Origin of the sequence: Cohnella sp. GbtcB17, assembly GCF_019091135.1 — a bacterium.
Classification (GTDB): domain Bacteria; phylum Bacillota; class Bacilli; order Paenibacillales; family Paenibacillaceae; genus Cohnella.
This window is the reverse complement of record NZ_JAGXJW010000032.1, coordinates 22,468-36,377: the sequence shown is the minus strand read 5'-3', so window position 1 is coordinate 36,377 and position 13,910 is coordinate 22,468. Positions and strand designations below refer to the sequence as shown.

Sequence of the window (13,910 nt, the reverse complement as noted above, 5' to 3'; positions counted from 1 at the left end):
TTTTTTGCGCCTCTCGGATTTATCCCTCTACCGTCGCTGCCTCCGCCTTCACCGTCTCCGAAGCGAGCACGGCGTGCGGCTTCTTGAGCTTGGCGACGAACAGGCTGAGCGGCAGAGCGGCGACCGCGACGAACGTCGCGATGAGATACACGTCGTTGACGCTCATCGTGAACGCCATCATCTCGATATGCTCGCGGTTCTGGTCGCCCGCCATGGCGAGCGCCGTGCCGTGGTCGATCGAACGCGAAGCGAGCAGCGTCGTGAAGATCGCGATCGCGAAGGAGCCGAAGACGTTCCGCGTCCAGTTCGAGATGGAGGAGGCGTGCCCCGAATTTTCCCGGGAGATCTCGTCCATCGCCGCGTTGCTCGACGGCATGACGACGAACGCGATGCCCAGGTTCCGCACGATCATCCACCAGATGACGTAAGTATGCGAGACGTCGATGCTGAGCCAGCTGAGCGCGAGCGTGCCGACGGTGAGCAGGACGATGCCGATGGACATCAGCACGCGCGGGCCGACGACATCGTACAGCTTGCCGACGATCGGCATCATGAGCGCCATCGCGAGCGACGCCGGGAGCAGGATCAGGCCCGTGTCCATCGCGGACACGTGCTGGATGCGCTGGAGGAAGACCGGTGTCAGCAGCGTACCGGAGTACAGGCTGATCGTGATGATGTTGGCGATGATCGTGTTCAGCGTGAAGCGGCCGTTTTTGAACACGCGCAGGTTGAGCAGCGGCGCTTCGGCCGTCAGCTCACGCCAGATGAACAGGCCCAGCACGACCAACCCGAGCAGCAGCAAGCCGAGAACCTTCCACGATCCCCAGCCCCAGCTGTGGCCTTGGCCGAGCGCCAGCAGCAGCGCCGTGCTGCTGACCACGACGGTGATGAAGCCGAGGCCGTCGAACGACTTGGGCACGCTAAGCCGGTAATACGGAATGTACAGGTATACGAGTAAAATGGCGATCAGGCCGATCGGCAAGTTCATGATGAACAGCCATTGCCAATCGAAGTTCTGCAGCAGCCAGCCGCTGATCGTCGGCCCGAACGCCGGCGCCAGCATCGCGGACAAGCCCCAGAAGGCGATGGCCATCGGTTGTTTGCCGCGCGGGATGATTTGATAGATAATGGACATGGTAGCCGGGATGATCAGGCCGCTGAAGGCGCCTTGCAGCACCCGGAACAGGATCAGAGAAGCCTCGCTCCATGCCATCGCGCACAGCGCGGAGGTTGCGGTGAAGCCGATGAGGGAGAACAGGTACAGTCGTTTGTAGCTGAACCGCTCGCCCAGGTAGCCGACGATCGGCGCCGTCGTGCCCATCGCGAGCATGAAGCCCGTGAGGGTCCATTGGACCGAGCTCAGCGTCGTGTGAAAGTGCTCCTTGAGCGGCTCGAGCGCGAGATTGATCGTCGCCGAGGCCAGGACGCACAAGAAGGAACCGATAAAAATAGACAACATGACCGGCCAAAAGCGAACCTCCGGCGTCTTCTTTTCCGTATTCATAATAGCTCTCTCCATCTCCCAGTTCTATATGTCTATATTTACATATATAAAACGCCATAATCTTACTACGCTTCCTCGCCTGTGTCAAAGCAATTTTTCCGATAAAGGAGCAACGACGTGAACACCCTCTCTTATGGTCTGCTGAGCCTGCTCGCGCAATCTTCCTTTTCCGGCTACGATCTGATGCTTCGCATCCAGCCGTTCTGGCCCGCCAAGCATAGCCAGATCTATCCGCTGCTCGCCAAGCTGGAGCAGGGGGACTATATCAGCGTCGAGCTGGTCACGCAGCGCGACAAGCCCGACAAGAAAGTGTACTCCCTGACCGGCAAGGGCCGGGATGCGCTCAAGGACTGGTTCGATCAGCCGACGGCCGATCCCGCGCTGCGCGACGAGATGATGCTGAAGGTGTTCTGCATGTCCTATGCCAAGCCGGCATCCGCCCGGAAAATGCTCGCCGACCGACTGGCCTTCCATGAGGAGCAGCGCAAAAAGTACGAGAGCAAGCTGGTCGAGCTGAAGGCGAGAGCCGACTGGCCCGCTGCCGGCTTGCCCAAGCCCTCGCACCCGTTGTTCGGCGCCTATCTGCTCACGCACAAGGCGATCATGTCGAACGAGACCAATACAGAGTGGTGCAGGTGGGCGCTTAGCCTGCTGCCGGCGGAGGATTAAGCGGTCCTTAACGCGCTCGCCCTCGCGCCCGCCCGATCCGGCTCATCGCCTTCTCTACGAGAGGCGTTTGCCTCCGCACCCGCCCGATCTGGCTCATCGCCTTCTCTACGAGAGGCGTTTGCCCTTGCATCCGCCTCATCCGGCCCATCGCCTTCTCTACAAAAGGCGTTTGCCCTCGCATCCGCCTGATCCGGCCCATCGCCTTCTCTACGAGAGGCGTTTGCCCTTGCATCCGCCTCATCCGGCCCATCGCCTTCTCCACGATAGGCGTTTGCACTCGCACCCTCCCGATCCGGCTCATCGCCTTCTCTACGAGAGGCGTTTGCCCTCGAACCCGCGTGATCCGGCTCATCGCCTTCTCTACAAGAGGCGTTTGCCCTTGCATCCGCCCGATCCGGCTCATCGCCTTCTCTACGAGAGGCGTTTACCCTCGCGCCCGCCCCATCCGGCCCATCCCCTTCTCTACGAGAGGCGTTTGCCTCCGCACCCGCCCGATCCGGCTCATCGCCTTCTCTACGAGAGGCGTTTGCCCTCGCGCCCGCCTCACCAATCGCCCGATCCGGCCCCATCGCTCGCTACGCCCTACAGGTCCACCTCGACCATCGACTGCGCCACCGCCGGATTGTCGGTGATGATGCCGTCGACCTGGAACTTCAGCACTTCCTTCAAGTCCCGCCTGTCGTTCACCGTCCACACCCACACCTCGCGGCCGCCGGCATGCGCCTGCTTCACGATCTGCTTGGTCAGCATGATCTGCTCGATCGTGTAGAAGTCGACGTCCAGCGAGGACAGGTTGCCAAGCGCGAAGTAAAGAATCTGCCCGATCTTGATGTCGGGATCGAGCGCCCGGATATGCCGCAGCGCGTTCCCGTCGAACGACTGGACATAAGCGTCCTTCTCCATGCCGGTGTCCCGGATCAGCCGGACGACCTCCTCGGCCAGCGCATCGCCGTTGCCGTACGGCTTCAGGTCGACGATCAGCTTGATGCGTCCCTGCGCCTCGGACAGCACTTCGCCCAGCGTCGGGATCCGTATCGTTTCGCCGTTCACGTCCTCTCCGATGTCCAACCCGCCGAGCTGCGCGTAGTTGAGGTCGGAAATACGCGCGTTTTTCCCGGTCATCCGCAGCAGATTCCCGTCGTGGAACAGCACAGCGACCCCATCCTTGGTCAACTGGACATCCAGCTCGACCGCCATCATGCCTTTGTCGATTGCAGAGAGGATCGACGGCAGCGAGTTTTCCGGGCCGCCGGCCGCGTCGCCCCGGTGCGCCGCGATCGTCACGCTCCACTTGGCGTAGACGAGACCGCCCGTCGCCCGCAGACCGACGAAGATCGACAGGCTCATATAGACGAGCGCCATGCACGCGAACAACAGGCGCCTTTTTCGCAGCCCTTTTATATAACGTCCGATACGTCCCTCCAGCCGCCCGAGCCGGCTGCGGTATACGGTCAGGCGGTCCTGCGGCTTCACGCCCAAGGAACGGTTGAAGTTGTAGAACAGCCGCGTCAGCAGAATGATGTTGACCGGCAGGAGCAGCAGGGCGAACATATACGTCAAAATGGTCGACAACGTCAGCGCGTAATGACGGGAAAAGATCGTCAGTACGTTAATGTCCAGCCAGGAGGGCAGGTAAGACAGCGACGAGATGGCCGCCGAGCCTGCCGCGAACACGGTCGCGTTGAACAGGAACAACGACAGGAAGAGCTGCGTCCGCCTGCCGCGCGTCAGCGCCTGGCTGCTGCGGATCGCCTGGGTCGTCGTCTTGCCCTCCAGCACGATAAAGTGCAGCGCGAAGATCCACCGCAGCAGCGCGTACAGCGCGGCGACGATCAGAATCGCATACACAAACGTCATCGTGAATGACGCGTCCAGCACTTCGCGATTCAGGAAGACCGGAACGTTGAACAGCGCGTAAAAGGAAGCCGATAGCGGCGAGTCGATGAACGGAATCAGGATCAGCAGCAGGAATAGCAGTTGAAAGATACCGAAGCCGAGCAGCCGCGGCGTTTGCAGGATCGTCGTCTTTACCGCGTCCGCGATCGCGATGTTTTTGCCGAAGTAATGCTGTTGCACGAGAACGATCAGCACGATTAATTCGATCAGCACGACGAGGGACGCGACCAGCCCGATCAACGCAAGGCCGAGCACGCCGTTGTAGCTAATTCCGAGCCTATAGACATCCCCGTTGAGCAGGGAGCCGGAGCCGACGACCGTCAAAATCCGGTTGAACATAAAGGTGATGACCGGCACGACGATGAAGCTGGTGGCCAGCATGTACAAATATTCAAAAAGCAGAAGCTTCGGATAGGTGGCGCGAAAATCGCGGAAGGCTCTGCCGAGCAATCTGAACATAACGATTCATCCCAGTTCTAAGTGATGTATGAAGGCTTGCGCAGCCCGGGTCCTCTAATCATACCATCCTCGTAAAGGGGCGCCGATGCGATCTTCGCCGCACGCGGAACGCCGGACTAGGCATACGCATACTTTATCCTATGTTCAAATCGATGGAGGTATCGCCATGAGCTCGCCTTACACCACCGCCGGCGGCGCGACGACGCCGCTCTATCAATGCGCATCCCATGTCCATGACACGCTGAAGTCCGTGAAGGACCACATGCACGGGCTTTGCGCCCAACATGCCGGCAAGCTGGCCCGGGTCGAGACGCTCGAAGGAGACGTATTCGAAGGCCATCTCATGCATTGCGACAGAGGCATTCTGTACATGAACATCCCGGACAGCCGCGCGTTCTTCCCCGGCCCGCAGGTACCGTTCGGGAATCCCGGCTTCGTGCTGCCGCTCGTGCTCTTCAACCTGCTCACCATCTCGCTGCTCTGATCGGAGCCGCCAGCCAATTTTTATTGACGAGGAGTGAGAAATATGGCCTTCATGCCTCCTTTCGGACCGCAAGGCACGCAGCAGGCGCCTACGGCGCCGCCGCCGCAGTCTCCACCGCCGAGACCGCTCACCGCATCGACCTTGGCCGTCGATCCGGGCGCGATCCGCGGCTGCCTGTTCCGCACCACGTACATCTGGCCCCGCAACGGCCAGGGCTTCTGGTTTTACCCGACGTTCGTCGGCCGGACCTCGGTGTCGGGCTTCCGGTGGAACGGCTTTTTCTGGATGTATTCCGGGATCAGCTTGGATCGGATCGATTCGTTCACTTGTTACTAAAAGCTTTCGCAAAAAAGAAGCGGGCGCCGGCGCCCGCTTCTTTTTAAGCTGATCGGAAGTTACGAGAGGAGCGTCAGCCCCTCCTTGCCCAGAAAACTCTCCACGATAAATGCCAGCTGCGCATCGAGCGAGATCGGGTCATTGTAGTAGGAGCCGGCCGTGTCGATGAAGAAGGTTCGACCTTCCTTGACGGCGGGAAGCCCCTTCCACAGCGCGCTGCCGTATACGACCTCCGGGTCTCCGTCGTCCCAACCCCAATTGCTGGTGAAAATATAATCTCCCGCATAATCGGGCAGCTGCTCAAGCGACAGGTTCGCTCCGAATTCCGGACCGTCGATCAGCTTCTGCCGAATGATCGGCGGCGCCTTGAGGCCGAGATCGCCGTACACAATCTCCCCGCCGCGGCCGCCTTTATCTCCCCAGGCATAGATGCCCTTGGCGTACGGTTGAAGAATCGATACCGTGCGGTCTCCTACCGTCTCGACGATCTTGGGCTTGACGCGCTCGATCTTGCGATTCCATTCGTCGATCCAGGTTTGGGCTTGATCCTCCCTGCCCGTGAAGTCGCCGAACTTCTTCAGCAGCTCCGCGGGTCGATCCGCTCCGTAAGCGAGCCGCACGACTGGTGCGATCTCGATCAGCTTTTCGTACTGGGCCGCTTCCAGGTAATCGAATACAACGATCAGATCAGGCTGAAGGCTGAGGATCTTCTCGTAATCGGAGCCTTCGCCCAGATTAACGACGCCGCTTAACTGCTCTTTGTGATACGGACTCTTCATCGACGAGTCCATGGCAGCGACGGGTTTGATGCCAAGCTCGAGCAGGTTGCCGATGGCGCTGCCCGTCAGGTCGACGATGCGTTCAGGATGAACCGGTATCGTGACAGTGCCTTGGCTATCGACATAAGTCCGGGTACCGGAGGCTGCGCTCTCCGTGGAGGCAGGCGAACTTGCGGCCGGCGAGGATACAGTTGCGGAAGCAGGCGCAGTGGCGGCTGAAGACGAGGTTGCCGGCGAACTGCCCGTGCCCGGGTTTGTATTGCCGTTGCCGCACGCGCCCAGCAACATGGTGATGCCGAGCAGCAGCGCCGCTGCGGACATGGATGAAGTTCTTTTCTTTTTAAGCATGGTTGCCCCTCCGCTTGCTCTATCGTGAGAATGATTATCAACGATAATGTAGCACCGTGGGGAATCGGGGACAAGGGCATATTCCGGACGCCGATCGGGCAATTCCGGTACGAGGTCGTCCCGCCCCGCGAGGAAATGGACCGGTGATTGCCCGAAGCGCTTCTTGAAGCTGCGGCTAAGCGAATGGGCGTCCGGATAGCCGACCCGCTCGGCGATATCCTGCAAAGACGCGCCCGGAAGCGCAAGCATGCGAGCCGCGTGACCCATGCGTATATGTGTCAGATAGCGCATCGGGCTGAGACCGGTCCTGCGGCGAAACTGCTTGGTCAAATAGCTCTCGCTGCACCCGAACAGCTCCGCGATTCGCGCCAGCGACATCGGCTCGGCATAATGCTCGTCCATGTACCGGACCACCTGCGCGATCACATCCGGACGGCTCGGCTGGGCGCCTTGCTCCCGCAGCTGCCGGAGCAGCTCGTGCACGAACTGTCCGAACAGAAGCCGCGCGTGCAGCTGATCCAGCTGGTCGGCGCTCAGCCAGTCCTCGCGCATGGTCGCCAGCTTGTCCGCAAAGGCTTGCGGATACGAGGGCAGCATGCCGTAGTGGCAGCGGAAGGGGTCGTCGGCTAACGCGCGCGAGCCGAGCTGTCGGGCGTAATGCGTGAGCGGCTCGGCTTTGTACAGAACCATGTAGTAGGACAGACGCTCATCCGGATACAGGTCGAGCACCGCGCCACGGCCGCCGTGCAGCACATGGTGCCTGCCGAATGGATGCGGTTCGTCGTCCAGTCTCGCGATTCCGCCGCCTTCAGCTGCGTAGAAGAACGCATGGGCCGGCAGCCGGTATGCACGCAGCGCGTCTCCGTTCGCCAATGTCGCCAGCCGAACGTCTATCAATCTAGCATTCGAATGATTCCAGAGCGTTATCTGCTCGTCGACCTTCATAACCATGTTCGGTGCCCCCGCCCGCCGCCGTTTACCGTATTATAATTGATAATCATTATCAGCGTAAAGCGAATGGCCGGGCGGCTGCTTCCCACAATCGCCGTCAAATTAGCAGCAGCGGAACCGTCTGCGTGACAGGCGCCCGCCCGCTATCATGGCTGAATCTCGTCCGCGGTCCATGCGAATGTCCAGGGACCGCGCAGGGCGGCGGTTGGCCTCGTGAACGTCACGGTGACCGACTTGGCGTCGGGTTCGACCTCGAACTCCATGTACTCGACCGCCCAGGTGCGCTCGTTCAGCTTGGCCGTCGAACCTCTGTCGATGCCTAGGTTATACAGCATGCTGTCCGGCCGCCCCTCTGTGTGAAGGTCAGTATAAATCCGCAAACTGCCCGGCTTCGTTCGTTCGGTCTTCGTGATCGTGACCGGGTACCCTGCGATCTCAAACGTCTTGTTCAGCTTCTCGCTCGTAACGGCCGGAAGCTTCACGGTCACCTCGTCGGGATAAACGACGCTGATCTCCGGAATGCTCATCGTATACGAGGCCCCTGGCCGGTCGGTCAGCGGAAAATAAAACTCGCTCTGCGGAGCGCTCATGCCTCGCACGAACGATAGCCCGAGCGAAGTGCCTGCATCGTCCTTGACGATAAGAGGCTCGTTCGAGCCATATCGCGCCGATGTGATAATCCCGTAGCTGTCGATCCGAAAAGAGGATTGAGGCGGCGATACGAGCGAAATCCTCGCCCGGTCGCTCACGCGGTCCGCGATCGCCGTTAGGGATAGCCCATTTACGGTCGCGGTCTTGCCCAGCTCCGCATACCCGGCGACGGCAGCCGCTTGCTCGAGCCGCGCCTCGACTTCCCTCGCGGGCTGCAGCGGCAGCCGCAGCCTGATTGCGCCTTTAAGATCGAGTTTGCCTTTGAGCCAGAAGGATGCCGTCCACTCGCCCGCCGTCCACGTGCTCATGCTGCGCGGTATGTCGAACACTTCGCCCTGCTCGTTTACCAGTTCCAGACTTTCCATGCGCGGAGACCGTTCCCCCGCCATCGTAATATACGTCATTTCCCGATCGGACAAGATGCCCGTAATCGTGATTTTGCCCTCGCCAACGTCCAGCACGATCGGCTTCTTCAGCACGTACCGTTCGGACGGCGTCTCCTCCTCCGACACAATCCCCGTGCCCGGCGAAAATTGAAACGTCTTGCGTAGCGCCGCCCACACCCGGTCGTGATTCGCGATAACCGCCGACAGGACGAACAACGCAAGCAAGGCCGCGACGATCGCCAGCGCGCGCCTGCCCCGGCGTCCCGCCGACAGCTCCCGCTCCAGCGCCGCCGCCGCGATCCCCGCGCGGCTCCGCTCGCGAAGCTCGTCCGGGAGGGGGATCGCCTCCATTAGTCTTTTCAAATCATCGGTAGGCATCCTGCCCCTCCTCTCCCGCTTGCTGCTTCAGCTTCGACAGCGCGCGATACAGTATCGTCTTCGCAGTGCCAAGCGGCAGCTCCAGCACCTCGGACACTTCGCGGATCGTCAAGTCATAGTAATATCTAAGCACGACGACCTGCTTCTCCGTCGCATCCAACGCTTCAAGCAAGGCTTGCAGCGAGATCGCCAGCGGAATATCGGTCTCGTCCTCCGCGAGCAGCTTCCCCTCGTACGCCGGGCTCCACGGCGAGACCTGTTTTCGCCTCCGACAGATGTCCGTGGCGCAGCGGATCGCGATTTTCATCAGCCACGTTTTAAAAAATCGCGGCTCTTTTAATCGACCAATCGCTTTGTAGGAGCGGTATGCCGTCTCTTGCACGGCGTCCAGCGCGTCCTCGGCATTGCCCAGATACACGAACGCCGCGCGGTACAGATCTCCCTCATACTGCCCGAACAGCTCCGCATAGGCTTCGCTGTCGCCTTTTTGCGCTCTCTTGATCAGATCGCGAATCTCCGTCACCGCCTCGCCAGTTCTTACCTCAATAGATTAGACGGCCGAACGCTTAAATTGGCTTTGAACACGGCTTTTGAATACAATAAAACCTCGGTGTTTACCGAGGCCGCGGCTTGTCCTTCTGTTTTTGTTTGGAAATTTCCAGGTGCATGTGAATGGTTTCCATAATGGTATACAAGTCATGATGACCGTAATTCGTTAACCGCCGCTCATCCGTTACCCCCACAGGTTTATGATGCATATGATCGGGTTCCGTTGCTGTCTGGTACTGCTTCTGCTCATGCGCTTCATTGTGCCACTTCCATAGACTACCCCGTTGATATTCCCAATCATATTGATATTTTTTCTTCTTGCCTGACTTTGTATCGACGAGCTCGAACACCGTCATGTAGGTCTCGTCGACGAATTTAATCGTCTTGCGTACAATTGCCCCTCTGCTCGGTTCTTCACCGAAGAACCCATCCTCGATGGAGTCAATCAGGTCGGGAAAAGAACGCTTCAGGAAGTCGAAGTTTGTTGCGAAGAGGTCTTGATTACTTCGCTTCATTGATTTCCCTCAGCTCTTCAAGCAAGGCAAGCCAGATCGAGGCATCCCGCTCTTCCGGGGCGGTGCGTTCGTTTTTGGCCCCAAGCGTCATTTCGTACGTACCCCCGTGCTTCTTCATGAGCCGCGATATCTCATCCAGCACTTCGTCACGATGATCAACCGTGACGTCAACTTGCTGTTCTAGCAATTGCCGTTCGTACATGGCGATCGCCTCCTCAAGCGGAAGAACCTCGCCGGTCCGCATTGCGAAGGACACGGTTTCAGGGATACGGTTGTGCCGATGGTTGCCCTCCCGCTTATATCCTAGAAACCTACCCTCATCGATCCATTTATTAATTGCTTGAACGGACACGCCGAAGATCCGAGCCAGCTCTCCAGTGGAGAACGTCCGCACAGGCTTTGCTTGATTGACGGTTTCTGCCATGAGGCGAATTAAATCCCGGAGGTCTTGCCGAAATGCAAGCTCCTTCCGTGGATTGGTAACGACGATATAATCACGCAATACGTTGCTTAGGGCATGGTAAAATTCGGGGTCCGCTTGTTTAACCGTATGCTCCAGCACCTGTTCGCTCTTTTCGATGACCAGTTCGCGTTCCTGCTTTGAAGACATGAACATCACCTCTTTCCTCCATTCTACTCAACTTAAACTAAAACTTCAACCAAATTTAAACCTATTCTTAAACATTAATATGCCGCATTATTTCCGACCATTACGGCTTCTATTCCATCATTAAAACAACAGAGCATGCGCAAGCACGGGGAAAGTAAGAAAAAGCCGGACGCATCCGCGCCCGACTTAATACCCGTCCCGTCAGCAGACTCCCGCCTACTCAGGCTTCGCCGCCGACACCGCCCGGCGCGCCTCGCCGCCCGTGCCCTTGCCCTTGCCGCCGGACAGCAGCCAGCCGCCCACGGCGATGAGCACCAGCACGACGTAGAACGTCAGCTTCCAGCCCGTCGACTCCGCGAAGTCGTGCGGGATGACGTGCAGCGACGGATGCGCCAGCGTGTGCACCGCGAGCTTGACGCCGACCCAGCCGACGATGACGAAGGCGGCGATCTCGAGCGACGGCCGGCTCTCCAGCAGCTTCACGAACAGGTTGGCGGCGAAGCGCATGATGAGGAGGCCGAGGAAGCCGCCCAGGAAGATAACGGCGAAGTGTCCGCCGTCCATACCGCCGATTCGCGGCAGGCTCGTCTCCGGCAGCGCGACGGCGAGTGCCACGGCCGCGAGGATCGAGTCGATCGCGAAGGCGATGTCGGCGACCTCCACTTTGATGACGGTCGGCCAGAATCCGGCCTTCGGCTTTGCGCCCGTATGCGGCTCCGCGTCCCGCTCGCCCTTTTTCACGATCGCTTTTCTGAAAATGTGGTTGAGTGCGATAAACAGCAGGTACAGCGCCCCGATCGCCTGCACCTGCCAGACGTCCACCAAAAACGAAATGGCGAACAGCGAGGCGAAGCGGAACACGAACGCCCCCGCGAGGCCGTAAAACAAAGCTTTTTTCCGTTCCTTCTCCGGCAGATGCTTGACCATGATCGCCAGCACGAGCGCGTTGTCGGCGGCGAGCAGCCCCTCAAGCGCGATCAGCACGAGCAGCACCCAGCCGTACTCCATCAGCAATGCGAAGTCCATGATTGCTCCTCCTCTTATCGAGTTTTTCCAATCGTCCGCCTGCCGTCCATTCTTCCCTTGAACAAAACAAAAGAGACCTCTGCCTTGTTCAAGGGCAAAGGTCTCGCTAACAATGCCATAGTCGGCAATGCCAATAAAGCCGGAGAGCGCGCTCTCGTATTGACGACTTTATTGTGGCAGCTACTCCCCTTCGGAGACGGTATGCAACATCGAATTGCGGCGAAGCGCGATCCTGAGTTTGTACGGTCTGGCGGACGGAAGGTTTCATAAAAATTTTGGCCGCCTCACAGCAGATGCATCTTCGCCTCCACCTCCTGCCACGGCACCGAGTAGCCGCTCCCCTTGGCGCAGAAGATCGAGGCGGAAGTGTATAGCGGGTCCGCGTCCTTCCGGTAGCCGATGCGCTCGATGACCTCCTGCGCATTGTGGCATTCGTCGTAGCCGCCGAAGACGCAGCGGATGCTGCCCCGGCCGTGCGTGAAGGCGGCCAGTTCCGCCGCATAGTTCATGAAGGTCGCCACAGGCACCCGGCCGGCGACGATCGCGTGCGTGCCGGTCGTGAGCGGCGGCTCGAAGCGCCCGCTGGCCCGCTGGATATCGGACAGCACCCGGCCCATCTCGTCGATGCCCACGCGAATTTTAAAGTCGTAAAAGGGTTCGAGCAGCACATTGTCCGCCTTCTCCAGCCCCTGCCGCAACGCCCGAAACGCCGCTTCGCGGAAGTCGCCGCCGTGCGTATGCTCGTTGTGCCCGGCGCCCCGCAGCAGCGTGATCTTGAGGTCCGTGACCGGCATGCCCGTCAGCAGGCCGTGATGCTCCCGCTCATACAGATGCGTCCGCACGAGATTCTGGTTGCCGACGCTGAATTCGTTCGGGTGACACGCGCTCGCGAACGCGATCCCGCTGCCCCGCTCCCCGGGCTCGAGCAGCAGATGCACCTCGGCGTAGTGCCGCAGCGGCTCGAAGTGTCCGTACCCTTTGACAGCCGTGCGGATCGTCTCCTTGTACAAAATCTCCGGAGGACCGAAGGACACGTCCATGCCGAACCGCTCCTTCGCCACCTGCTCCAGCACCTCAAGCTGGATCACGCCCATGACATGCAGATGGATCTCCTGCAGACGCTCCTCCCAGACGACGTTCAGGGACGGATCTTCGGCATTCAGCATTCGAAAAGCCCGCAGCACGTCCTTCACGTTCAGCGACTCGGCAAACATGACCTTCGACTGGAGCGTCGGCACCATCTCGTAGGCGTGCTTGTCCGTGCAGCGGCCAAGGCCCTGCCCGGCTTCGGCCGCGGACAGTCCGGCGATCGCGACCAGATCGCCCGCCATCGCCCGGTCGACCGCCTGGGAGCGGCTCCCGTTGAACGCCAGGAGTCGCGTGACCTTCTCCGCGTACCGGGTGCCGCCGCTCTCGTAAGCCAGCTCGTCGCGGACCTGGAGCGTGCCGCTCAGCACCTTGACGAAGGTCTGCCGCATGCCGTTCGCGTCGTGGCGGATCTTGTAGACGCGCCCGCCGAACGGCGCCTCCTCGTCATAGTCTGCGCCCGTCAGCAGGTGCAGCTGCGCCAGAAATTCGGCCACGCCGACGTCCTGCAGCGCCGACCCGCTCGCGCACGGGAACAGCCGGCCTTCGCGAATCAGCGTCCGCAGCGCCTCCAGCCAATAGGCCGGATCGCCGCGCCCCTCAAGGAACGCCTCAAGCAGCGCCTCGTCCCGCTCCGCCATCCGTTCCCGGAGCGCCTCGCCCACGACACCTTCCGCCCCGAGCCCTTCCGCGAGCGGCACCGCATCCGGCGTCAGATGCGTGCGGATCTCCGCCAGCACGCCTTCCGCGTCCGCGCCGACCCGGTCCGTTTTATTAATGAAAAAGAATGTCGGCACGCCATGCTTGCGCAGCAGCTGCCAGACCGTCTCGGTATGCCCTTGAACGCCTTCCGCCGCGCTGACAATAACGATCGCGTAATCCATCGCCAGGACGGCCCGCTCCATCTCCGGCGAGAAGTCGACGTGTCCCGGCGTATCGATCAAATAGTAGGTATCGTCCTTGTACGACAGCACCGCCTGATCCGCGAATACCGTTATCCCTCGCGCCCGCTCGATCTCGTGGCTGTCCAGGTAGGCGTCCATGTGATCGACCCGCCCCCGCGCCCGAATGCTGTTCGTATGATAGAGCAGCTGCTCCGCAAAGGTTGTCTTACCCGCATCCACGTGCGCGAACAGTCCGATCGTCTTTCGCATAATGAGTTCCCTCTCCCGTCGCTCCATGCAGTAAACCTCTGCTCCCATTAAAACATATTCCGCCGCGCAGGTAAGATAGTTGTTAAAATGCATTTAATCTCCTCGCGTCTCGACTCGGCAATCCGATAA

13 protein-coding genes are annotated in these 13,910 nt (G+C 60.0%); 3 read left to right on the top strand and 10 right to left on the bottom strand.

The window, feature by feature from the left end; translation table 11 throughout:
- Positions 1–19 precede the first annotated feature (19 nt).
- Positions 20–1,504: an MDR family MFS transporter gene (locus tag KVT38_RS18240; RefSeq protein WP_217595174.1), complete on the bottom strand. Its 1,485-nt coding sequence runs from the start codon at positions 1,502–1,504 to the stop codon at positions 20–22.
- Positions 1,505–1,621: 117 nt separating this feature from the next.
- Here KVT38_RS18240 and KVT38_RS18235 point away from each other — a divergent pair, with 117 nt between their 5' ends.
- Positions 1,622–2,173: a PadR family transcriptional regulator gene (locus KVT38_RS18235; RefSeq protein WP_368859121.1), complete on the top strand. Its 552-nt coding sequence runs from the start codon at positions 1,622–1,624 to the stop codon at positions 2,171–2,173.
- A 7-nt stretch (positions 2,174–2,180) separates the two neighbouring features.
- Here the strand turns inward: KVT38_RS18235 and KVT38_RS18230 are convergent, their stop codons facing one another.
- Together KVT38_RS18230 and KVT38_RS18225 are read right to left on the bottom strand one after the other, a co-directional pair.
- Positions 2,181–2,450, bottom strand: coding sequence for a hypothetical protein (locus tag KVT38_RS18230; RefSeq protein WP_217595173.1), 270 nt, complete (start codon positions 2,448–2,450; stop codon positions 2,181–2,183).
- Positions 2,451–2,755: 305 nt separating this feature from the next.
- Complete coding sequence (locus KVT38_RS18225; RefSeq protein WP_217595172.1) at positions 2,756–4,528, bottom strand: glycerophosphodiester phosphodiesterase; 1,773 nt, start codon at positions 4,526–4,528, stop codon at positions 2,756–2,758.
- 166 nt (positions 4,529–4,694) lie between these two features.
- On the opposite strand from KVT38_RS18225, the gene KVT38_RS18220 reads away from it, so the two are divergent.
- Positions 4,695–5,012, top strand: coding sequence for a hypothetical protein (locus KVT38_RS18220; protein ID WP_217595171.1), 318 nt, complete (start codon positions 4,695–4,697; stop codon positions 5,010–5,012).
- Positions 5,013–5,054: 42 nt separating this feature from the next.
- Positions 5,055–5,348, top strand: a complete 294-nt coding sequence (locus KVT38_RS18215) for a transporter (RefSeq protein ID WP_217595170.1) — start codon at positions 5,055–5,057, stop codon at positions 5,346–5,348.
- Between the two features lie 59 nt (positions 5,349–5,407).
- Here the strand turns inward: KVT38_RS18215 and KVT38_RS18210 are convergent, their stop codons facing one another.
- From KVT38_RS18210 to KVT38_RS18180, 7 genes are all read right to left on the bottom strand, one after another.
- The gene (locus KVT38_RS18210; RefSeq protein ID WP_217595169.1) at positions 5,408–7,426 is read right to left on the bottom strand and encodes an AraC family transcriptional regulator; all 2,019 of its coding nucleotides are present in this window, start codon (positions 7,424–7,426) and stop codon (positions 5,408–5,410) included.
- 146 nt (positions 7,427–7,572) lie between these two features.
- Complete coding sequence (locus KVT38_RS18205; RefSeq protein WP_217595168.1) at positions 7,573–8,841, bottom strand: hypothetical protein; 1,269 nt, start codon at positions 8,839–8,841, stop codon at positions 7,573–7,575.
- A complete protein-coding gene (locus tag KVT38_RS18200; protein WP_368859120.1) occupies positions 8,828–9,364 on the bottom strand; it encodes a sigma-70 family RNA polymerase sigma factor in 537 nt (178 codons plus the stop codon). The genes KVT38_RS18205 and KVT38_RS18200 overlap by 14 nt, the downstream gene beginning before the upstream one ends.
- Positions 9,365–9,455: 91 nt before the next feature.
- Entirely contained in the window at positions 9,456–9,905 is a 450-nt protein-coding gene (locus tag KVT38_RS18195) for a toxin-antitoxin system TumE family protein (RefSeq protein WP_217595167.1), read from the bottom strand.
- On the bottom strand, positions 9,892–10,515 hold the full coding sequence (locus tag KVT38_RS18190; RefSeq protein WP_217595166.1) for a MerR family transcriptional regulator: 624 nt from the start codon (positions 10,513–10,515) through the stop codon (positions 9,892–9,894). Before KVT38_RS18190 ends, KVT38_RS18195 begins: the two co-directional genes overlap by 14 nt.
- 216 nt (positions 10,516–10,731) lie before the next feature.
- On the bottom strand, positions 10,732–11,541 hold the full coding sequence (locus KVT38_RS18185) for a TerC family protein (RefSeq protein ID WP_217595165.1): 810 nt from the start codon (positions 11,539–11,541) through the stop codon (positions 10,732–10,734).
- 284 nt (positions 11,542–11,825) lie between these two features.
- Positions 11,826–13,784, bottom strand: a complete 1,959-nt coding sequence (locus tag KVT38_RS18180) for a GTP-binding protein (RefSeq protein WP_217595224.1) — start codon at positions 13,782–13,784, stop codon at positions 11,826–11,828.
- Positions 13,785–13,910: the final 126 nt, after the last annotated feature.